This is a genomic window from Alphaproteobacteria bacterium (assembly GCA_019746225.1).
In the GTDB taxonomy this organism is placed as follows: Bacteria; Pseudomonadota; Alphaproteobacteria; order Paracaedibacterales; family VGCI01; genus VGCI01.
Map to the genome: position 1 here is coordinate 1 of JAIESE010000043.1, position 22,273 is coordinate 22,273.

The following is a 22,273-nucleotide window of genomic DNA, read 5'->3' on the forward strand; positions in this document are numbered from 1 at the left end:
ATATGGTGCGGGCGGAGGGACTTGAACCCCCACGACTTGCGTCACCAGAACCTAAATCTGGCGTGTCTGCCAATTTCACCACGCCCGCAAAAGAGACCCCTTGGAAAACAAACAGGTCTCCTTTATGTACACGAACCAAATTGTATGTTCAATACTTTAGTATCCCTTGCGCCCAGAGGCAAGGTTTTCTTGAGCAATCTTAGAAAAATAATTAAAACTCACTGCCCGAAGTCAATTTATCTTTTTCACTTCAGATTTTTTTAGTTTTCCAAATATGGGCAAATTTAAAACTTGAAATTACGAATATCTTGGACTATTTATATTGTGCATACTAGACATACTTAATATATACATTTGTAAAGGATTTTGATTATGAATGACCAAAATTTACGGAATAAATGGACAGAAGAGAACATATCCTACTTAAAATATGCATATTTAAAGGGATCTCCTTTAAAACAAATCGCAGCAAGCTTAAATCGATCTGTTAGTGCAATCAATAAGGTCTTAGCCCGCCATAATTTGCGAACCCATAGCCGAATGGAGCGTATTCCTTCCTTGCCTCACCTAAACCCCAAGGATATTCAACGAAAGAGGAATGTGGGGGCACGAATTCGAAAGAAAACGCCCCCGGCAGCTTCTTTTCTTAACGATGAGTATAGACGATGGGTAATATTTGAAAGAGTGATTGGTTGGATGGAATCTCAGAATGTAAGTGTTAGTAAATCAGTTAATGATGTTTATTATGAAATTGATGGATTTCCAAAGAGCAAACAACAAATATTAGCTATGGCAAATGCACTAAGAGAGCAACAAAACCTCCCAATTTTTTTTGTTGAAGGGATTACATATATGTGAGAATTCTTCCTTTAACCCTTTCTTATAGGATGAGACCCCTGTTATATAATTTTAAACGTGGCTCTCCTTTTTGAATCGTTGAAGCGCAAGCCCAAACAATACAACAAGCAAAGCAACAGACTGTTTACCATCATCGAAATTCTTTTTTGGGGAGCCTCAATTGCCTCCCCTGACTTCTTTTCTTGGTGTTAAATCGCTCCCTATGCTATGTATAGCCCTACTCTCCTGCTGGTCAACGTCATTATTTTGGGGGAGAAAACTTTAAATATGAGCATTGTTAAATAGAGTCATTAAGGAAACAAACACATGCCATCTGGCATTTACATTATCGGCGGACCTACCGCTGGCGGCAAGTCTGCCTTTGCCCTTAATCTCGCCAAGCGTATGGATGGTGAGATTATTAATGGAGATAGCATGCAATTGTACAGCCATTTACAGATTCTCACTGCACGACCCACTGACCTGGAGGGCATTGCGCATCATCTCTATGGGGTTTTGGAAGGCGACCAAATCGGCTCCGTAGGTTGGTGGTATGAAGCCGCCTGCAAAGTCATTGAAGATGTGCTGGCGCGAGGGAAAACGCCGATCGTGGTTGGGGGTACGGGTTTGTACTTGCGAGCCCTAACGCGGGGCTTGTCTCCAGTCCCTGACATACTAGAGTCCATTCGCTTAGAAGCGCGGCATTTGGCGAACACTTTTTCGGAAGATGACTTTTTTGCTCTTGTTGCTCAAGAGGACCCTAAAATTTTGGGCAAACTTCACCCCAACGACACCCAACGCCTTACCAGAGCCCTTGAGGTTGTGCGAAGCACCCAAACCTCCCTTCAAGACTGCCAAGGTCGACCTCAAAAGATACTGGATTTAGAATACCAATACTGTGTTATTCTTCCCCCTCGAGAAGTCCTATATCAACGAATTAATGATCGTTTTGTTTGGATGGTTGAAAACGGTGCTGTGAGCGAAGTTGAGGATTTACTTCAAAGAAATATCGACTCCAATTCCCCAATTCTAAAAGCCGTTGGCGTGCCTGAATTAGCCAATCATTTAAGGGGCAATATCTCTCTCGACCAGGCAATAAACCTTGGCCAACAAGCCACACGACGGTATGCCAAGCGTCAAACAACGTGGTTCACGCGCCAAGTCCCGGGAGCAGAAGTGGTCACTTAAATCCCCACCAAGTATTTTCTTTCCAAATTTTCGATGGATACCCTTGAATTTTCCATCAATATTGGATAATAATCACTTATACTATTTATAAAAATTAATTTCGGAGAAATTTGAGTTATGGATCAAGCAGCTCTTCCAACAGTTGCGGCCCTCGCCGCATCAACACCAGCCTTGCCTGAGGGCCTTTCCCTCTGGGTGATGTTCTGGGACGCCGCACCGATTATTAAATTGGTTATTATTGTCTTGCTCGCTGCTTCTTTTTGGTGCTGGACAATCATCTTTCAAAAGATCATCCGCCTTCGGCGCCTCCACTCCAGCGCAGAACAATTTGAGGAATCTTTTTGGTCTGGGGGGGCTCTGGATGATCTTTATGATCGGATCAACAACCGCCCCCAAGACCCATTAAGCGCCATTTTCTGTGCAGCAATGCGGGAATGGCGTCGTTCGATCTCAAAAGGTTTAGCGAGCTCCAATGATTCGAGGGGAACTTTGCAACAACGCATTGAACGCGTCATGCAATTGACCGTTGGCCGAGAAATGGATCGTCTCGAACGACATATGGGATTCTTGGCATCAACAGGTGCAACCGCCCCCTTTATTGGGTTGTTTGGAACTGTTTTGGGTATTATGAACAGCTTTCAAGCTCTGGCGACGCAGCAAAACGCCAACTTGACCGTTGTTGCCGTTGCCCCTGGTATCGCTGAAGCCCTTTTTGCAACAGCCGTTGGTTTGGTTGCCGCGATTCCAGCTGTTATCGCCTATAACAAACTATCCAGTGACTTAAACCGCTATGCCAATCGTCTCGACGCATTTTCTAATGAGTTTAGCGCGATTATTTCCCGTCAATTTGAGGAGCAAGCATAAACGATGGCTGTTTCAATTAATCGAGCCTCTCACAAGCATGGATCGCGGCGCCGTTCTACTGGGCAAGCTTTCTGTGACATCAACGTTACGCCCTTTGTCGATGTGATGTTGGTGCTGCTTGTTATCTTTATGGTTACTGCCCCCATGCTTACCGTTGGCGTTCCCGTTGATCTGCCAAAAACAAAAGCAGCTAAGATGAATGATCAAGTGGAACCCTTGGTTGTCTCTGTCGATGCCAATGGAAAATCTTATCTTCAAGAAGCGGAACTGGAAGGGGATGCTTTAATTGAGAGGCTGATCGCTGTATCAGGCAGCAACCCAGATACGAAAATTTACGTGCGCGGGGATCAAAAGATAAATTATGGGCGTGTCATGGAGATCATGGGGGTCATCGCCGCTGCAGGCTTTAACAAAGTTTCTCTCATTGCAGAAATGCCCACAGGCCCAGATAAAGGGAAAAATCTAAAAGTTAAGTCCCCTGCTCTTGCAACCCCTGCCCCTCAAAGTGGGACGCCTCTCGGGCTTACCCAACGTGCTCCTCTAACACCCTCCGCCCCACCGCCCCAGGCTATGATGCCGTCTGGGAATATTTCCCAGCAGGCACAACAACCGCCCCTCATGTCCCAAACTCGAGCTGCTCCGCCTGTTGCCCCTCAAGTGCCAGCCGTTCGGATTGTTAGACCGACTCCGATTCCAGCAAATGACCCCAAAGTTATACGGAGCCCATAACCCCGATGAAGCGTCCGCTTATCTATTCTGGGCTCTTGCACTTTACAGTACTCATTTTGATACTGGTTGGATTCTATAACCCTTTTCACACGACAAGACCCACAGAAACACCCATGATGATTGAATTTGTTCAAGTAGCGGAACAAAGCGCAGCACCTCAACTCGCCCCAGAAGTTATAAAAGAGGCAGAACAGCCCGAACCCCCCAAGCCAACACCTGCACCAACGCCACCCACGCCACCCCAGCCAGAACCCACTCCTCAGCCTGAGCCGGAACCGATAAAGCCAGAGCCTAAACCAGAACCTAAGCCAGAGCCAAAGCCCGAGGAAGCCGAACCCATTCCCGATCCAAAAGCAAAGAAAAAGCCAAAGGACAAGGAAAAAGAAAAGCCAAAGGAAGAAAAGCCCAAACAAAAGGCTGAACTTACCTTAGACAAAAAGAAGAAAGACAAAACGAAACCGGATGATAATAAGGATAAGAAAAAAAAGCCTTCAAAGAGTTTTGATGATTTGTTGAATGAGATTGAATCCGCAGATGACGGCGCACCTTCACGTGGCAAGGGGGCGCCTGCAGCCACCATAGGCCCGGTACTTACCGCATCTGAAAAAGATGCTTTGAGCCGACACATGTCACGATGTTGGATCATCCCTGCTGGCTTGCGTGATGCACGCGACATACGGGTGCCGATTAAAATTAATGTGGCCCGAGATGGAACGGTACAAAGAGCAGAAATTGTGGATAAAGGTCGTATGGCAAAGGATCTGTCTTATCGCACTGCTGCTGAAAGTGCGCGGCGGGCCGTGTTAGATCCGAACTGCAGCCCTTTACCAATACCGCAAGACAAATATGAAATGTTTAAAGAATTTACGTTTAACTTTGACCCAAGAGAAATGTTTTAATTCACGGGAAAAACGTGTTTTAATAAAAGATGAGAGGAACACTAATCATGGCTAGATTCATACTATCTTTGGTCTTTATAAGCTGGTTTGGTTTATCTTGCCCAATCCATGCAACCCTAGAAATTGATGTTACACAAGGGCAAATTGCCCCAACCCCAATTGCGATACCCGATTTTGTAGGTTCCAACGACGAAAAGAGTCGAGAAATTTCTGCCCTTGTTGGCACGGATCTGGAACACTCTGGCCTTTTTCGCCTGGTGAGCAAAGCTGCGTTCCTTCAAGATACGCAATCCGCCTTTAACGGACCCCGTTTTGCGGACTGGAGGGTAGTCAATGCCCAATGCCTTTTGGTGGGGCGTGTCACAACTTCCGGCGGTAAAGTTACTGTTGAATTTCGTTTGTTCGACGTTTATAACGGCACCCAAATGTTAGGCATGTCTTTATCCGCCGCTGAAGGTCAATGGCGTAAAGTTGCTCATATGATTGCGGATGCTGTCTATAATCGTGTGACAGGTGAAGCTGGCTATTTTGATACAAAAGTTGCCTACATTGACAGCAGTGGTCCCAAAACCAAAATGCGTGTGAATCGCCTGGCTATTATGGATTATGACGGACATAATAATATCTATTTGACCGATGGGGTTCATATGGTTTTAACCCCTCAGTTTCACCCTGCCTCTAAAGAAATTGCCTATTTTGCCATTGTCAATAAAACGGCTCATGTGTATGCGATCAATATTTTCAACCGTAAGAAACGTCTCATTGGTCATTTTAAAGGGATGACATTTGCCCCAAGATATTCCCCAGATGGAAAAAACATCATCATGAGTCTTGCTAAAGATGGAACATCAGCGATTTACACAATGAATCTGAGTAACGGTGCTGTGAAACGCCTTACGGAGCATCGTGTTATTGACACCTCTCCTTGCTACTCCCCGGATGGAACTCAAATTGCCTTTACTTCTGACCGATCTTCTCCTGAGACAACTCAAGAAAAAATTTACGTGATGGACAGCAATGGGGGCAATGTTCGGTGCATTAGTTTTGGAGATGGTAAATACTCTCAACCAGCCTGGTCTCCCCGTGGAGATCTCATCGCCTTTACAAAGCATGTTGGGGGACGCTTCTACATTGGCGTTATGAATGTTGACGGAACGAATGAACGCCTTATTGCTGATGGACATCTCGTGGAAGCGCCCACATGGGCACCCAATGGACGTGTTCTTTTATTTACCAAAGAAAGTGGTGGGAAGCGCGGAAACAGTCGTCTCTACAGTATTGATTTAACGGGACGAAATTTGCGCTCCGTCAAAACCCCCAGAGACTCCTCGGACGGAGCATGGTCTAGATTATTGTCTGAATAGGATGAAAATAGGTTGAATCTGTGGCATTTTCTCTACACCCAGGAAAAATCCGCTGACCTAACCTCATTTTCTCTTTTCATTTGCATCAATAATTTGTTAACTTTTATATGGTTTAATGTTTAATGTGATCAACAATTATAGGGATGATAGATAATGCGTAGTAAAATTTTAAGTGCTCTAGTACTAGGTGCATTTGCAGTAGGTTGCGAATGTGCTCCTGACCAATGTGTAAACGTTGATGAATCTTGTGCTCCTGGTACTCCAGGCGACTTCAAGAGAAACATCAAAGACCGCGTTTACTTTGCCTTCAACAAGTCACACATCACAGAAGAATCCAAAAGAACATTGGAAGCTCAATCTGGATGGCTAAAAACATACCCTGCAACAAAAGCAGTTGTTGCTGGACATTGTGACAATCGTGGAACACGTCAATACAACCAAGCTTTGGGTGATCGCCGTGCGCACGCCGCGAAGAAAACATTGGTTCACTTGGGCGTAGATCATAAGCGCTTGTCAACAATTTCCTATGGTAAGGACAACCCGCAAGTAGCTGGTGATACCGAGGAAGCTTACGCACAAAACCGCGTTGCCGTTACAACAATTGAATAGTTGTAACTAACGTTCGTTTTGCGAACTTCAAAAAACCCCGCCAAGCAAACCCTTTATAGGGAATGACCTGGCGGGGTTTTTTATTTGTTGTGTCCTCATCTTTTTCTCATCGCGATGAACTCAACATAAATGGTATACCATGCCTCCAAGCTAGAAAATCATCTCAAAATCGACTATTGTAAATTAAACAGCGCCTTTGAATTGAGGATAGAGGATTTGGGGGCCGCCATTGATCTCCTCCTATATCCACCAAATACCGCAAGGACACTAACAGGAAGAAGAAATGAAACAATCACCCATTCGCACAGCCGTATTCCCCGTCGCCGGTCTTGGCACCCGCTTCTTACCCGCAACAAAAGCTTCACCCAAAGAAATGCTGGTGGTCGTTGATAAGCCACTGATTCAATACGCCGTTGAAGAAGCACGTGACTCAGGGATTGAAAATTTTATCTTTGTAACTTCCCACGGAAAGTCAGCGATCGAAGACCATTTTGATGTCAACTATTCTTTAGAACAGATGTTGGAAAGCCGAGGCAAGTTGGCTGAACTGGCCATTTTGAGAGAATATCAACTCGATCCAGGTCAGGCTGTCTTTATTCGTCAGCAAGTACCTTTGGGCCTTGGCCATGCTGTTTGGTGCGCGCGCCATCTGGTTGGTGATCACCCTTTCGCTTTGATATTGGCTGACGATCTTATTTTATCAAAAAAGCCATGTCTATCCCAAATGATTGAGGCGTATGGTCACCTTAATGGCAATGTGGTTGCGGTCATGGATGTACCGCCCGAGCAAGTGAATCGCTATGGTATATTAGATGTCGTGAAGGAAGATAGTACCCACGTTCAGGCCCGAGGTGTTATTGAAAAACCGGACATTGGATCTGCCCCCTCCAACACAGCCATTGTCGGACGCTATATTCTTCAACCTGAGATATTTACGATATTAGAAAACGTTCAAAAGGGAGCCGGGGGCGAGATTCAACTCACAGATGCATTTCCAACTCTTATCGAACGCATGCCTTTTCACGGGCTCCGTTTTGAGGGGACCCGCTTTGATTGTGGATTGAAAGAAGGATGGCTTGAAGCAAACCTTGCCTTTGCCTACGCTCGCTCTGATTTAAAGGACTCCTTACTCACTTCTATACGAAAGCATTGTAATTAAGTCCAAGCAGCAAACCCAATTAAGTGAAATGTGGGTATAAGTGACGTTTGCGCTCCAATCCTTCAAAATGCTTGAGACCATAGAGGTAAGCAACTGTGATGGGCAACGAGATTGCCCATATGCCAAAATGACCAAATTGACGACCTAAAAAGATCAACCCAAACGAAGTCACAATAAACATTAACGCTCTGGAGACTGCATACAAAAAGCTTGAGAAAGTAACCCGACGATAGATCGGAAAATGACTAATAAAGACAGCATCAGCTGGAGCGGCACTTAAAGGGACAAGAAGGATCAGCAACTGGATCAAAAATATGTGGACGGGGCTATGGGCATTCATAATCAAATATGGCAACACGATCATCAGAAGGAGCATTAAGGTTCCGACGACTTTCAGAATTCTTATGGGATGAAAAAAGCAGCTCAGGTATGTCAAGGTTATGCTGGATACGACAGGCACAATCGATAAATAGAAATTATGCCTAATGATGTCATCATGAGAATACCCATAAGTTTCGGTGAGCATCGGATTGAAATACAAAAATCCAAGGTAAAAACACAAAGGCCATCCACAAAATATTAAAAAGTATGACGTCAGGGTTCTGGCTTGTATGGGTTCTTTCCAGGTTTCATTGAACTTTTTACCAGCGACTGGGTCATATTCTAGGTTCATCTCTTGAACCCCTTTTATTAACCACTGTCTTTTCGCCTCCAGAAACACAGGCGTTTCTCGCAGTCGCGTTCTTGCAAAAGCACCGAAAATTGCAATGGATGCCCCAACCCAGAAAGCAATGCGCCAATTCAAGTCATAGGTAAGGACAAGCGTCACAATCCCGAGGGCGACAAATCCACCCATATCCGCAGCAATGGCTAAGGTCGAAACAATTGGGTACCGAGCAGGGATATTTATAGTCTCTGTCAAATATACCTCCGCCCCCATAATTTCCCCCATTGAGGACATCCCTTGAGCAATACGACAGATGATCATAATCCAGGCAGAAGCAACGCCAATTTGAGCATATGTTGGAAGGTTGGCCATGACAAGGCAGGAAACAGCCATCATGATTGTCGTAATAATAATGGTAGATTTACGACCAATGTGGTCACCAATCCACCCGAAGATCAAAGCACCAATGGGTCGGAAAACAAAGGTGGTACATAATACAAAAGCCGACAAGAGTGCAGCTGTCTGGGGATCTGATTTTGGAAAGAAAAGTTCATTAAGGATCACTGCCATATGAATATAAAGCATCAAATCAAAGTACTCTAAGAATGTTCCAGCTTGGAGGAGAACAGCAGATTGCTTCTGTTCACGGCCAAGAGATGAAAATATACCCATGATTCGTCCTTATATTTATTGTTGTATTATGGTGCTCTCTTTAAACAAAGTTATGAGAATCAACACCATGTAATAGGAAAGACTCACTAGCCTCTTCTTCTTTTAAACAAAAACGATATATCAATATCGTCGATAATACGCGCGCCTTAGAAGGCAACAACTCTCTTTCACCGTTCTCAAAATACCGAAGGGTGCTTGCGCTTATACCCGTGAGTTGCTCAAATTCTGCCCGAGAGAGGCCTAATTTTTTTCTAATTGAGTGAACCCTCTCACCTGGTTTTAAAGATATACTTTTTTTTGTCATTCTATTAAAACTTTTATATTTTGAACAGTAAATTTTCTTTTGTGAGTATCTTTTCTGTTCAATTTGATTGATGTGTCACATACTGCCAAGTTAATGCGTTAAATGGAATATATATTTCATAGGTGAACACCACCCTTTTAAATCCACAAAACCTCCGGTTGTATATTGATTTTTACTAAAAATATAAATTTCTATGCCATTTTTCTCTGTTGCGTCATAAAGACGCAACAACCCATTGTTCTTTACCGACAACACAATCCACATGAATAATCAACTTCTCGTTAGACTTACTACAAATTAAAAGTTACCTTGACTAAATCTCAAGAATTCTTTATCTTATTTTCTTTATTCATCAATCTTATTTTTAGTTTTAGAAGAGCGCCGTATCATGATTTTGAGAAATCTCATCCTTTCCGTTCTACAAGTTTGTTTTTTGTCTTTAACGACTCTAGCAGCTGAGGAAAATGGCACTCAAACAGTTGAATTTCATGAATATTCGAAAGAATATTTTATGTATGCAAATACACCTCAGCAACTTCTTGGACAAGTTCTTATTCCTAAAAAACCTCGTATTTTAGAAATTGGAGCCGCCCGCGGTTTTTTTATTGAAGAAACCTTGTTAACGGCTTCAGAAAATGAGAAAAAAGTAGAGTATGTTGCTGTTGAATTTAAGGAGTCCTGCCGTGCTACGTTGAGAAAAATATTTGAAAGTTTTTCAAATCACCCCTTTAATCATAAATGTGTGTTAGGTCTAAATCCCAATGTTGTTGACTATATACGCCGTAACCCGGCCAATAAAAAAGAATATTTCAGCTCAATTATCTCTTTCTATTCCCTCCATTGTCTGTGCCCTTCTGATTTAATGGAAGTCCTTCTCGCCTGTCAGGCCTTTTTGAAGCCCGAGGGGGACTTATGCTTAACGTTACAATGCCCCGAGGCATTGGAAACCGACTCATTAACAGAGACCTTAGTATCAGAATTTAAACGCGGCGATCTATTTCCTGGCTTCAACTATGACGAAACCAGAACCCTTGGGCAGATGAAAACTTTCTTAAGAGAAACTCTTGATTATCCTTTGAGTCACGCATTAGCCAGCAAAAAGGATTATCCAGACGCTCTCTCATTTGCTCATGATTTCGCCCCAATATCCCCAACGGTTCATGAATGTCAATGGACCCAGGCCATTTTAGAAGCTTGTGGCTTTGAGGTGAAAGTGTGCAAGGAGGTTACAGACACCTATCCTTCACGCCCGCTGGAAATTGATGAAGTGAGCAACGACGGAATCGAAACAAAGTACTTATACGTTGAAGCGCGTAAATCAAACAAGGGGCCAAAAGAAGAAGTTTTAAAGGGTTATCGAGAATCTGCTCGGAAAAAGGAGGAAAACCTCTTTGCTCTTTATAAAGCGCTCGTGTCCCCTTTAGAATAAGTATATTGAGTCATCGAGGGAACCATAGACTGTGACTTAACGTTGACAGAATTCACCCTTGGGGTGTTATATGGGGTGAGGTGTTATATGGGTTTGCAAACAACAAAAGGATTTTAAGATGCAAATTGCAATTGTGGGATCTGGGTATGTGGGCCTGGTTACGGGCGCGTGTTTTGCGGAATTTGGATACCATGTTACGTGCGTCGACAAAGACGTCAGCAAGATTGAGAATTTATGCAAAGGCATCATCCCGATCTATGAACCAGGGTTAGAATCTCTCGTCCAACAAACCCAAAAAGTTGGACGCCTTTCCTTCACAACGGATTTAAAAGAAGCTGTATCTAAAGCAGATGCCGTCTTTATAGCTGTAGGCACACCAAGTCGCCGGGGCGATGGACATGCTGACCTTTCTTATGTCTATGCCGCCGCCGAAGAGATCGGCCAAGCCCTCGAGGGATACACGGTCGTTGTTACCAAATCCACCGTTCCCGTTGGAACGTGTCGAAAAGTGTCTGAAATCATTTCACAAACCCTCCAGACCCTCCAGTCAAAAGCCGAGTTTGATGTGGCCTCCAACCCAGAATTTTTACGGGAAGGCTCTGCCATCAACGACTTTATGCGCCCGGATCGCGTTGTGATCGGGACCCAGAGTGATCCCGCCGGCCATGATCGCGCACGGGCCGTTCTCCAACAGCTGTATCGCCCCCTTTATTTAATTGAAACACCCCTAGTTTTTACCGGCATCGAAACAGCAGAGCTCATTAAATATGCCGCCAACGGCTTCCTGGCCATGAAGATCGCCTTTATCAATGAAATGGCAGATGTTTGTGAGCAAGTGGATGCGAACATTCAAGATTTGGCAAAAGCCATCGGTTTGGATGGACGCATTGGCCGCAAATTCCTTCATGTGGGACCTGGGTATGGCGGTTCATGCTTTCCCAAAGACACGCTTGCTCTTACCAAAACAGCACGAGATAAGGGCGCCCCAACCTCGATTATAGAGTCCGTTGTTAAATCCAACGACGACCGTAAAAAAGCTATGGCAAATAAAGTGGTTCAAGCTCTCGATGGTCCCACCAAGGGAAAGACCATTGCGGTATTAGGGGTCACTTTTAAACCAAATACCGATGACATGCGCGATGCCCCAAGTCTCACCATTATCCCGGCTTTGCAGGAAGCAGGCCTTAAAATTCAAGCTTATGATCCAGTAGGTCGGGAAGAAGCGGAAAAGCATTTGAGCAACATTAGTTGGGCAAAGAGCGCCTATGAGGCGATGAAAGGGGCCGATGCTGTCTTGATTCTCACCGAATGGAATGAATTCCGAGCTCTCGATTTCGGCAAAATGGCCGGATTTTTGAGTTACCCCCTCCTCATTGATTTGCGCAATATTTATCGCCCCGAAGAGATGATCGCGGCTGGTTTTGACTATGTCTCGATTGGTCGCCCGACCATTTATGGCGCTGAACTTGCATCCCAAAGGGCAACGTCCGTTGCATGAAGGCCAAGCTTCAAAGAGAGACCTCATGACCCTTCACACATTCAATCCTGCCATTATGCGAGAATACGACATTCGCGGAGAAGTGAACAAAACCTTGTTCGAAGCGGATGCCTTAGCTCTTGGAAGAAAGTTCGGCATTACCTTATCTCAGAGCTTGAAAAAGAATGTATGTGTGGGAAGAGATGGTCGTCTCACCTCCCCCACCTTAACTTCTGCCCTTATTGAGGGATTGCTGGAAAAGGGAATGGATGTCACGGATCTCGGAATGGGTCCCACACCGATGACCTATTTTGGCTTGAAGAAGCTTGGATTTGATGCGGCCATCATGGTCACTGGCTCCCACAATCCTGCACCTGACAATGGTTTTAAAATGGCGTTGCAAAATCGCCCCTTTTTTGGAAAAGATATTCAAGATATTGCAAAGATCGATGAAATGATCAACGTCGGGCCCTCAGGAACGCTCCTTACTCAAAATGTAGCCGACCAATATGTTGAGCGCCTCCTCCAAGATTACGAGCCTCCCGTTGTAAGCATTGACCACCCTTTAAAAATTGTATGGGATGCAGGCAATGGCGCTACCGGTGACATCTTGAAAGAGCTCACCAAGGGCATCGCCGGAGAGCATATTCTTCTGAACGAGAAAATTGATGGAACGTTTCCAGCCCACCATCCGGACCCCACGGTAGCCGAAAACCTAGTCCAACTGATCGAGAGTGTGAAGGCACATAAAGCCGATGTCGGCATCGCCTTTGATGGGGATGGGGACCGCATCGGCGTTGTGGACGGAACGGGTCGCATTATTTGGGGGGACCAGCTGTTGCTGCTTCTTGCCCGGGATGTAGTGAGGCAAAACCCCGGCGCCACCATTATTGCGGATGTGAAGTCCACACAAGCCTTGTTTGATGAAATCACAAAGCTCGGCGGAAATATCCTGATGGCGCGCACGGGCCATTCCCTGATTAAGTCAAAAATGGCTGAAACAGGCGCACTCCTAGCGGGCGAGATGAGCGGCCACATCTTTTATGCGGACAAATATTACGGCTATGATGATGCGCTCTACAGCGCCGTTCGCCTGATCAACATCCTTCAGCAGTCCCCCCAATCCTTAAATCAAATGATTGAGTCCCTACCGCATTTCTATAACACCCCAGAAATTCGCATCGATTGTGCAGATGACAAAAAATTCAACGTTGTGGACACCATCTCCCAGAAACTCGCTTCCGAAAAGGCAACCGTTTCAACAATCGATGGCGTTCGCGTCTCGCGCGAGCACGGTTGGTGGCTCCTTCGTGCTTCCAATACTCAAGCTACTCTCGTTGCCCGCTGCGAATCCGCCACCCAAACCGGCCTTGAGGCACTTCAAATGGATCTCGCAGGCTATTTAGAGCCGCATGGGTTGAAGGTGTAAAAGAGAACCGAAAGCTCCCAAATTAGGAAATGGAAAGATATGGCTTCAGATACTGTCCTGTATAACTTTTCTTTATCTTCGCCACTTCTTCAGGGGTGCCAGTCGCCACGATCTGTCCGCCTTTAAAGCCACCTTCCGGACCGAGATCGATGATCCAGTCGCCGGTTTTGATGACCTCGAGGTTGTGTTCAATCACAATGACCGTGTTGCCTTGGTCCACCAGCGCATGCAAGACTTCCAGCAATTTCCGTACATCTTCAAAATGGAGGCCTGTTGTGGGTTCATCCAAAATATAAACCGTCCGCCCGGTTGCCCTTCGAGAAAGCTCTTTGGCCAACTTCACACGCTGCGCTTCGCCTCCTGAGAGGGTGGTTGCCTGCTGCCCCACATGGATGTAGCCAAGGCCCACCTGCTGAAGGGTTTTGAGCTTTTCTCGCACGCCGGAGTGGGCATCAAAGAAGTCGACTGCCTCATCGACGGTCATATCCAAAATATCCGCAATCGATTTTCCTTTGAACTTCACATCTAAGGTCTCCCGGTTATACCGCTTGCCGTGGCATTGATCACATTGCACATACACATCGGGCAAAAAGTGCATTTCTATCTTTATGACGCCATCGCCTTGACACGCCTCACACCGACCGCCGCGCACATTAAAGGAAAAGCGCCCCGGGGCATAGCCGCGCGCTTTACTTTCGGGCAACCCTGCAAACCATTCCCGAATAGGCGTAAAACACCCAATATAGGTGGCGGGGTTGGAGCGGGGCGTGCGCCCAATAGGCGATTGGTCAATGTCGATGACCTTGTCGATATGCTCGACCCCACGCAGCTCATCGTGCGGACCTGCGGGATCCCGTGCATCAAAGAAATGACGCGCTAAGGCTTTGTATAGGGTTTCGACGACCAGCGAGGATTTACCTCCCCCCGAGACGCCCGTCACGGACGTCAGTGTGCCTAAGGGAAAATCCACGGTTACATTCTTCAAGTTATTCGCGGTTGCCTTCGTTAGGGTAAGCGCATGCCCTGATCCGGGCCGTCTCTTCGGTGGCACATCAATTTTCCGGGCACCAGACAAATATTGCCCCGTCAAACTTTTCTTATTTTTCAGAATGTCTTCTAATGTACCTTGAGCAACAATTTCGCCTCCATGTCGCCCAGCACCGGGGCCCATGTCAATGATTTGATCAGCGGTGCGAATCGCATCCTCATCATGCTCCACCACCACAACCGTATTTCCGATATCTCGCAAATGTTTCAAGGTAGAGAGCAGGCGATCATTGTCCCGTTGATGAAGACCAATGGAAGGCTCATCGAGCACATACAACACACCCGTCAAGCCAGAACCAATTTGTGAGGCGAGACGAATGCGCTGACTCTCGCCTCCGGATAGCGTTCCCGAAGCCCTTGAAAGCGTCAAATAATCCAGCCCCACATTGACCAAAAACGTCAGGCGATTGTGAATCTCTTTTAAGATACGATGGGCAATTTCTTGTTGCTTCTGGTTGAGTTCAAGATTCTGAAACCACGTGCTCGCTTCCCCAATCGACAAAGCACACACCTCGCTGATTGACTGGCGGGCGATTTTTACACACAGAGCCTCCGGCTTCAGGCGCTGCCCCTGGCACACGGAGCACGGATTCATCATCTGATAACGTGTCAAATCTTGACGGATCCAGTCACTTTCCGTTTCTCGCCAGCGGCGCTGGAGATTTGGCAACACACCTTCAAATGGCTTATGGGTCGTGTAACGACGATTGCCATCATCAAAAATAAGCGGGATGGGGTGTCCCTTCGATCCTTTGAGAATCACCTCTTGAATGTCTTCGGGAAGTTCCCCAAACGGTGTTTCCATGGAGAACTTAAAATGCTTGGCGAGAGACTCCAAAACTTGCGCATACCATTCATTAATATGGTGACGTTTGCGCCCCGATCCCTCAGAAGTTGCCCAGGGGAGAATGGCACCTTGTCGCAAACTCAAATGAACATTAGGCACAACCAAAGAGGCCACAAAATCAATCTCGACCCCCAACCCATCACAAGTTGGGCACGCGCCATGAGGACTGTTAAAAGAGAAGAGACGTGGCTCAATTTCATTAAGTGTAAATCCAGAAACCGGGCAGGCAAATTTTGCTGAAAACGTCGTGCGCTCGCCCCCATCCACTTTTTCAGCAAAGACCAACCCATCACTCAAACCCAACGCTGTTTCAAGAGAATCGGCGAGGCGCTGCCCCATATCCGCCTGCACAACCAGGCGGTCCACCACCACTTCAATATCGTGGTTGATTTTCTTGTTGAGAGCAGGCACTTGGTCAATTTCATAAACCGTCCCATCAACCTTAACCCGTTGAAATCCTTTTTTTCGCAAATCTTGAATTTCTTTTTTATACTCGCCTTTGCGACCTCGAACGATGGGGGACAGAAGCAATAACTTTGTGCCCGCTGGCATACTCAAGATGCGATCCACCATTTGACTGACCGTTTGTGCTTCAATCGGCAAGCCTGTTGCCGGTGAGTGAGGCACTCCAATACGCGCAAACAGAAGGCGTAAATAATCATACAGCTCTGTGACCGTACCAACCGTAGAGCGCGGATTCTTAGAGGTCGTTTTTTGTTCAATGGAGATCGCGGGACTCAAACCGTCAATCGAGTCCACATCTGGCTTTTGCATCAGCTGCAGAAACTGCCGTGCATAGGCAGATAAGCTCTCCACATAGCGACGCTGCCCTTCGGCATACAATGTATCAAATGCCAAAGAGGACTTACCAGAACCACTTAGTCCCGTAATGACCACGAGCCGATCCCGAGGAATATCCACATGAATATCTTTTAAGTTGTGCTCGCGCGCACCTCGAATGCTGATTTTTGTCGTGGTCATGACTTTGTTCTCGGGGGGTTAGTGGGCCTATCTAATTCTTCTTCAAGGGCTGAGGCTCTTTGGAGGCGATCGTTAATGGCCATGCCAAGACCGGTCATCGGAATGGGCATCACGGCAATACCTTTGTACGCTTTCTTATCCAATTGACGCATCATCTTAAATAAATTGGCAGCCGCTTCCGTTAAATCTCCCGATGGACTTAAGTTCAGTGTGACTGGCAACGATCCAGCATCCCCAAACCCAAGAAGGGCTTCATCGGGCTGGCAATCGAGTGCATTGAGGCGCAAAGGGCGGTGGGGTGCATAATGGCGATGCATCATCCCCGGGGCTTTCACTGCAATGCCTACATCTTTGGCAAGGCGAATTGGGCCTACAATGGCCTCTAAAGCCTCAATCAGAATACTCCCCGGACGCAACAAAACAGGTGTTTCTCGTGACAAATCAAGGATCGTCGACTCCAGACCCACTTCACAAGGTCCTCCATTTATGATCAAAGGCACCAGATCTCCAAGAGATTCTGCCACATCATCTGCTGAGGTTGGGCTAATCCCTGTGGATCGATTCGCACTCGGTGCGGCCAACGGGCGACCATATTCGCGAATCAAACGTCCCGCAATGGGATGGGAGGGACACCGAATTGCAAGGGTATCAAGCCCCCCACCCGCCAGAAGAGAAACCGGGCATTTCTTAGCGCGATTGAGAACAAGCGTCAAAGGGCCGGGCCAAAACATTTCCATGAGAGAGCGGGCCTCTATAGTCATCTCAACGAGTTTTGAAGCATCCTCCATCGACGCTACATGAATAATCAAAGGGTTAAAGGTTGGGCGATTTTTAAGCTCATATATGCGTGCAATTGCTTTATCCTGGAAGGCATCCCCGGCAAGACCATAAACGGTTTCCGTTGGCATGCCAACAACCTGGCCCTCCTTTAATAGGCGACAAGCTTCAGCAATACCTTGAGGGGTCGGGGCAGTAATCATTTTCGCGTTAAATCCTTAACATCTCTTTGCATATCCCTATGTAAGGCATTTTACTTCAAAATTCTAGGGGAGAGATTATGAATGGGGGAAAAGATCGTGTATCAAGTTGCTCATCATTTAAGGGCTGCTTTCACCGAGGGGTCGCACAGAGCATAGCGAAACGGCGGGTGAGGGACGAATAATGTAAATATATCAAGTTATTGCGAGGGGTTTAAGCACGAAGTGCTGAAACGACGTGGCAATCCATGTATTTGATAGCTTCAACATCATAATAAGTGCAAGGATTTGAAAATATTTGAAAATACATGGATTGCCACGTCGCATTCGCTCCTCGCAATGACTTGATTTGTTTACACGAAATGGGATCCCTCATACCCCTCACCAACCGTTATGATCTATTTCCTGCTTTTAAGACAGACCAATCCTTTGATATTTATTTTGAACCTTCTGCAGGATCCGCGTCGGGACCAATTTTATCTTCATCTTGAGGAAGTTCATCAGATGTTGCCTCTGGCTTCATAATAAACTGTGGACCATATACACCTTTCTTTATGTTTTTATTAAGTCTCACTTTAAGCTTTACTTTTAACTCCTTGGCATCCTTTATTAATTGTGCCACCGCAGCTTCATTTGCTGCCTTTATTTTAGGGTCCAGAGACTTTTTAAGGATCCCCTTCTCATATAATTCTTCTCCTTCAGAATCAATCAGCCTTCGAGCAGCTTCTATCCTGGCTAGATCCTGAACCAGGACTTTATACGTATCAAGAGAATAAACAGCGATGGTATTGGGTTCTTCTGGATTTATAGGTATTTTCCGATGATGCTTTTTATTCCATTTCATTGCATTGAATATACATCTTCTTAAACTAAACGTTTCTACGTCTACATTCTTTTCAGTTTTAATCCCGAACCTTAGAAGGAGTGTGTATTTACCTATATCTTTAACTCTTTGGCAATTCCTTAAACAAACAGAATTCAAAAGCCTGGTATAACAAGTATGGGATATTGGGCCCGTACACCCAATAAAGCATTTCTCCCCTTTAACCAAGTCTTTAAGGCTTCTTAACCCATCGACGATCGTTTCCTCAGCTAACTCCTTTATAACGGGTGCCAGGTCTTTTCCAATGGCAGCTGCTGCTCCAAGGGCTGCTAGACTTCCCGCAGCTTGAGAGGGATTAAAGCCTATACAAAACATCATCGCAAATAGAGCTATATATTTCTTCATGGAGCATTCCTAAAATATTAGAACCAGTTTCAAGTATCATAGCAAATATTCATTAATGCTTTATTACTAAGCTCGTTGCCTCCTTTTCCTGTGGTGCTAGCATTCTTCAGCACAACACTGTCCATCATCCCTTAAGTAGTAATGATTTAATTCAAAATTAGTCCTTGCAAATGGTAAAAAGAAACTTTACATAAGTTATAATAAATAAAAATAAAATACACTTTAATTTATTACAATTTTACACAAAAGGTTTCGCAATGTTTAATAAAATTTTACCAATTACTACTATTGGCTTTTTCATCGGATTGTCAACCGCTTCATATTCAGCGGGCAACCTCCTCTGTCATGAATCGCTTGATTACGAAAGTGGCAGTTCTTCTTTACTTAAAAAGAAGCGTGACCGAGAGAAACAGGTTCACGACCCATTAGAATTGGAAAAATTCGCCGATCAGGCTCAAGATTTTGTAATACCTGAAGGTGGAGAATTCTTAAATGAAGCAGAACAAGATAAAATTGCAGAAGAACCGGAAACCAAAAAGCTAGCCAGAAGGAAATCCGTATCATTAGAGCCTCAAAAGCGTGTTACGGAATTCAAAAATAACCTCGAAGAGGATGGTGAAGGGTGGGTTCAATATTCCACCCCCCTAACAGAAGAAAGTCGGAAGGAAGTTTCTTTGGACCTTGATGCCCCTATGGCAAAAGCAATTCCTTTTCCGAAAAGTAGGTTAGGGAACGCGAAAGGTATCTTAGGAGAACAACGCATTCCTAATCGGCTAAATATAGAAGACAGACGCGAACGGTTTTTAAAAGTCATGCAAGAATCAACAGAAAATCGCAGAAATGTGCAATTTGAATACAGAGAATTCTTGAAGAAGCCAGAAAGCACTCCTTTGGGATACTGGATAGCACAATACACACAAGGTCACGCAGATGCTGAAGCGACACTGGAAAAGTTTAATGAGTATCTTCCCTTATATCAGGAACTTGTTGACTCGGCTAATAAGATAAATGCGCAATATCAAGAAAATCCGAATAGGACGAACTTAGCTGAAAGATATGCTAATATCTCGAATCAACTCCTATGGTATGAACAAAAACTATTAGCAATGGCAGAGGCTTATGGGAAAGTGCAACGTAGTATTCTAGCAGCCATTGATGAGTCGAAGAGTCCAGAAAATCCTATTGGATTAGAGAAGGAACTGAGACCAGTTTACATCTATTATTTAAAAAATGCCATTTACTGCTCTTTTCGATTACCATCGATTAGTAATAAAGAAATTTTCAATTCAATAAGCACCACCTTTTTGGGTAACTTACAAACCTTCATCATTGAAAGTCTTAGGCTGGATGACAACCGGGAAAAATATGAAGGTCTCAAAAAAGCCTCAGGCTACTTGAATCAGTTTGATGAATTCTTTATGAACAATATGAATTCTTTCCATACTCTAGAACTCCTCTCTGTGGAGCATGATCATGGGGACTTTGGCCCTTGCAGACCTTGTGCAGCTGTCTGTGCTGATTGCTTGGTGCTCTTAGGCAACCTAGAGGAAAAGAAGGAACTCGTTTCCCGACTTCTGAGAGAACATAGCCCGCAAACCTTTCAACCAATAGCTCCAGAAGATCAACCTACTCCAATGGATATCGATAAAGAATAAAAATGGTTTGAGGACGGGTTATGGCCCGTCCTATTTTCTGATAGCCGACCCTACGGCCTGTTCCAATACCGCTTTCAACTGTTGAGTCGCCAGGACTTCATCAGAACTCAGCGCACTTTTCAAACCGTCGCAAATCTCCATAATAAGGTGTCCTGAATGAACCAAACAATCAGGTAAGAAACCTTCTTCATCAGCTGCATTTCTAAGGCTTGAGGATATTGCATCACAAAATGTCTTTAAGGAGTCACGATCGAGGCTCTCAGAACACCCTTTCCGAAAAAGAGAATTCTCAATGAGAACAAACACATTAATGAGATGTCCTTTAGCCCTACCTTCAATACAAGAATCTAAATTCCGAGTGATGGCCCTTAAGGTTTCCATTCTTTGGGAGAAAAGACTATTATTACAATCCCACAGAGAACATTGGAGGCTAATGATGTGTATAATTTTGTTGATGACAGAACTATCGGTAAGACCGTTCTCACTCATTGCTTGCTGATAAAATTTACCTGCTTTAACACCATTTCCCGCAGCACTCTTCCTTTCCCTGAAAATTGTTTTGCAAAGAGTGTCCAAGTGACCATTAAGCTCGGCTTTAGAAGGAGTTGCCCCTTCCTCTTCACCAAGAGCTAACTGCTTTCTGGACTTAAATCTACTTTCAATAAAAGTTCCACCAGATTTTTCAGGTGGCGTGGATGGAGGGGTTTCATCCAGTACGTCGTTGGTCCTTTTGTTAAGAATCCCCTTCGGCGATTTTGGGCTATCATGGCTGTAGCTATCCCATATTACTTCCCGCTCAGTTGCGCTTGAAGAAGCCAACAAAAGCACAACGGCAATGAATACCCCAGACGATTTTATCATATATCTAACTTCCACTAATAAGCGTGCCCATTAAAATAATTCAAAACCCCGTAAGCATCTTTAAACGCGACGTCTTCTTTTACGAAGGTACTGTTATTTAACCATCGTTAAGGGGTGTGTCAATATGTCCATTTCACGATTGTTCAAATTTTAGACATATTGTGTCTTTTTTGCCCCAGCTGCTTCTTCCCCAAATTCTCTGGATTGCAAATTTTCCCTGCATCGCTTACAATAGCTTAGATTTCGTTTAATAAAGGAGAAAAAACCATGAGTAATATTGACGATAAAGTAATTTCGCGCAACCGCCAAGGAGCTGAAGCTTTAGCGGGTATTGACCAAGGCTTACGGTCATATTTGAGCCGAGTCTATATGTATATGGCTTTCGGGCTTCTCCTAACCGGCGGTGTTTCTTTTGCAACAGCAAATTCACCTGAAATGATGCAACTTATTTTTGGCACCCCTTTAAAGTGGTTTGTCATTTTTGCCCCACTCGGGTTGGTGTTTTTCTTGAGCTTTCGCATTAACTCGCTGAAATACGCCACAGCTCAAGGGTTGTTCTGGCTATATTCCGCTCTTGTGGGCATGTCGCTGGCTTCCATTTTCTTGATGTATACAGGAACAAGCATTGCGCGCGTTTTCTTCATCAGTTCGTCCATGTTTGGCACCATGAGCCTTTGGGGATATACAACACGAAAAGACCTTTCCGGCATGGGGTCCTTCATGTTTATGGGACTCATCGGCATTATTATTGCCAGCATCGTAAACATGTTCTTGCAAAGCAGCGCGATGGAATTCATGATTTCTGTGATTGCGGTCATCGTATTCACAGGCCTTACCGCATATGACACGCAAGCCATCAAGTTGATGTATTATGAAGGTGACGGCGAAGAAGTCATGGGAAAGAAAGCGTTGATGGGCGCGTTGAGATTGTACCTCGACTTCCTCAACCTCTTCTTAGCTATGCTCCAACTCTTTGGGGATCGTCGCTAGGCGATTCAACTTGTCCTTATAACAAAAGCCGTATGGGTAATCCTATACGGCTTTTTTTCT

General features: G+C 45.1%; 19 protein-coding genes and 1 tRNA gene. 13 read left to right on the forward strand and 7 right to left on the reverse strand.

Features of this window, described 5'->3' with window-relative positions:
* Positions 1-3 precede the first annotated feature (3 nt).
* Positions 4-88: transfer RNA gene (locus tag K2Y18_07895), tRNA-Leu, on the reverse strand.
* 284 nt (positions 89-372) lie between these two features.
* Between K2Y18_07895 and K2Y18_07900 the strand changes: the two genes are divergently transcribed.
* From K2Y18_07900 to galU, 8 genes are all read left to right on the forward strand, one after another.
* Entirely contained in the window at positions 373-858 is a 486-nt protein-coding gene (locus tag K2Y18_07900) for a hypothetical protein (GenBank protein MBX9805657.1), read from the forward strand.
* Positions 859-1,164: 306 nt separating this feature from the next.
* Positions 1,165-2,025, forward strand: coding sequence for a tRNA (adenosine(37)-N6)-dimethylallyltransferase MiaA (gene miaA / locus K2Y18_07905; protein MBX9805658.1), 861 nt, complete (start codon positions 1,165-1,167; stop codon positions 2,023-2,025).
* 117 nt (positions 2,026-2,142) lie between these two features.
* Entirely contained in the window at positions 2,143-2,889 is a 747-nt protein-coding gene (tolQ, locus tag K2Y18_07910) for a protein TolQ (protein MBX9805659.1), read from the forward strand.
* Positions 2,890-2,892: 3 nt separating this feature from the next.
* Positions 2,893-3,618: a protein TolR gene (tolR, locus tag K2Y18_07915; protein ID MBX9805660.1), complete on the forward strand. Its 726-nt coding sequence runs from the start codon at positions 2,893-2,895 to the stop codon at positions 3,616-3,618.
* A gap of 5 nt (positions 3,619-3,623) precedes the next feature.
* On the forward strand, positions 3,624-4,517 hold the full coding sequence (locus tag K2Y18_07920) for a TonB C-terminal domain-containing protein (GenBank protein MBX9805661.1): 894 nt from the start codon (positions 3,624-3,626) through the stop codon (positions 4,515-4,517).
* Positions 4,518-4,564: 47 nt separating this feature from the next.
* Positions 4,565-5,881 (forward strand): Tol-Pal system beta propeller repeat protein TolB, encoded by a 1,317-nt coding sequence (gene tolB / locus K2Y18_07925; protein ID MBX9805662.1) that lies wholly within the window; start codon positions 4,565-4,567, stop codon positions 5,879-5,881.
* 153 nt (positions 5,882-6,034) lie between these two features.
* Entirely contained in the window at positions 6,035-6,490 is a 456-nt protein-coding gene (locus K2Y18_07930; GenBank protein ID MBX9805663.1) for an OmpA family protein, read from the forward strand.
* A gap of 283 nt (positions 6,491-6,773) precedes the next feature.
* Positions 6,774-7,649 carry a UTP--glucose-1-phosphate uridylyltransferase GalU gene (galU, locus tag K2Y18_07935; GenBank protein ID MBX9805664.1) on the forward strand — a complete coding sequence of 292 codons (876 nt, stop codon included), beginning with the start codon at positions 6,774-6,776 and terminating at the stop codon, positions 7,647-7,649.
* Between the two features lie 19 nt (positions 7,650-7,668).
* On the opposite strand, the gene K2Y18_07940 is transcribed toward galU, so the two are convergent.
* Together K2Y18_07940 and K2Y18_07945 are read right to left on the reverse strand one after the other, a co-directional pair.
* Entirely contained in the window at positions 7,669-8,988 is a 1,320-nt protein-coding gene (locus K2Y18_07940) for an MFS transporter (protein ID MBX9805665.1), read from the reverse strand.
* Between the two features lie 40 nt (positions 8,989-9,028).
* Complete coding sequence (locus tag K2Y18_07945; GenBank protein ID MBX9805666.1) at positions 9,029-9,292, reverse strand: helix-turn-helix domain-containing protein; 264 nt, start codon at positions 9,290-9,292, stop codon at positions 9,029-9,031.
* A gap of 388 nt (positions 9,293-9,680) precedes the next feature.
* Here K2Y18_07945 and K2Y18_07950 point away from each other — a divergent pair, with 388 nt between their 5' ends.
* The 3 genes from K2Y18_07950 (at position 9,681) to K2Y18_07960 (ending at position 13,627) form a co-directional block, all read left to right on the forward strand.
* Entirely contained in the window at positions 9,681-10,721 is a 1,041-nt protein-coding gene (locus K2Y18_07950) for a hypothetical protein (GenBank protein ID MBX9805667.1), read from the forward strand.
* 118 nt (positions 10,722-10,839) lie between these two features.
* Entirely contained in the window at positions 10,840-12,219 is a 1,380-nt protein-coding gene (locus K2Y18_07955; protein MBX9805668.1) for a UDP-glucose/GDP-mannose dehydrogenase family protein, read from the forward strand.
* A 25-nt stretch (positions 12,220-12,244) separates the two neighbouring features.
* Positions 12,245-13,627, forward strand: coding sequence for a phosphomannomutase/phosphoglucomutase (locus K2Y18_07960; protein MBX9805669.1), 1,383 nt, complete (start codon positions 12,245-12,247; stop codon positions 13,625-13,627).
* A 22-nt stretch (positions 13,628-13,649) separates the two neighbouring features.
* Here the strand turns inward: K2Y18_07960 and uvrA are convergent, their stop codons facing one another.
* From uvrA to K2Y18_07975, 3 genes are all read right to left on the reverse strand, one after another.
* Positions 13,650-16,502: an excinuclease ABC subunit UvrA gene (gene uvrA / locus K2Y18_07965; GenBank protein ID MBX9805670.1), complete on the reverse strand. Its 2,853-nt coding sequence runs from the start codon at positions 16,500-16,502 to the stop codon at positions 13,650-13,652.
* A complete protein-coding gene (locus K2Y18_07970) occupies positions 16,499-17,482 on the reverse strand; it encodes a threonylcarbamoyl-AMP synthase (protein ID MBX9805671.1) in 984 nt (327 codons plus the stop codon). The genes uvrA and K2Y18_07970 overlap by 4 nt, the downstream gene beginning before the upstream one ends.
* A 433-nt stretch (positions 17,483-17,915) precedes the next feature.
* Positions 17,916-18,707 carry a hypothetical protein gene (locus K2Y18_07975; protein MBX9805672.1) on the reverse strand — a complete coding sequence of 264 codons (792 nt, stop codon included), beginning with the start codon at positions 18,705-18,707 and terminating at the stop codon, positions 17,916-17,918.
* 257 nt (positions 18,708-18,964) lie between these two features.
* Between K2Y18_07975 and K2Y18_07980 the strand changes: the two genes are divergently transcribed.
* Entirely contained in the window at positions 18,965-20,362 is a 1,398-nt protein-coding gene (locus tag K2Y18_07980; GenBank protein ID MBX9805673.1) for a hypothetical protein, read from the forward strand.
* Positions 20,363-20,392: 30 nt separating this feature from the next.
* On the opposite strand, the gene K2Y18_07985 is transcribed toward K2Y18_07980, so the two are convergent.
* A complete protein-coding gene (locus tag K2Y18_07985) occupies positions 20,393-21,223 on the reverse strand; it encodes a hypothetical protein (GenBank protein MBX9805674.1) in 831 nt (276 codons plus the stop codon).
* A gap of 267 nt (positions 21,224-21,490) precedes the next feature.
* On the opposite strand from K2Y18_07985, the gene K2Y18_07990 reads away from it, so the two are divergent.
* Entirely contained in the window at positions 21,491-22,213 is a 723-nt protein-coding gene (locus tag K2Y18_07990) for a Bax inhibitor-1/YccA family protein (GenBank protein MBX9805675.1), read from the forward strand.
* Positions 22,214-22,273 lie beyond the last annotated feature (60 nt).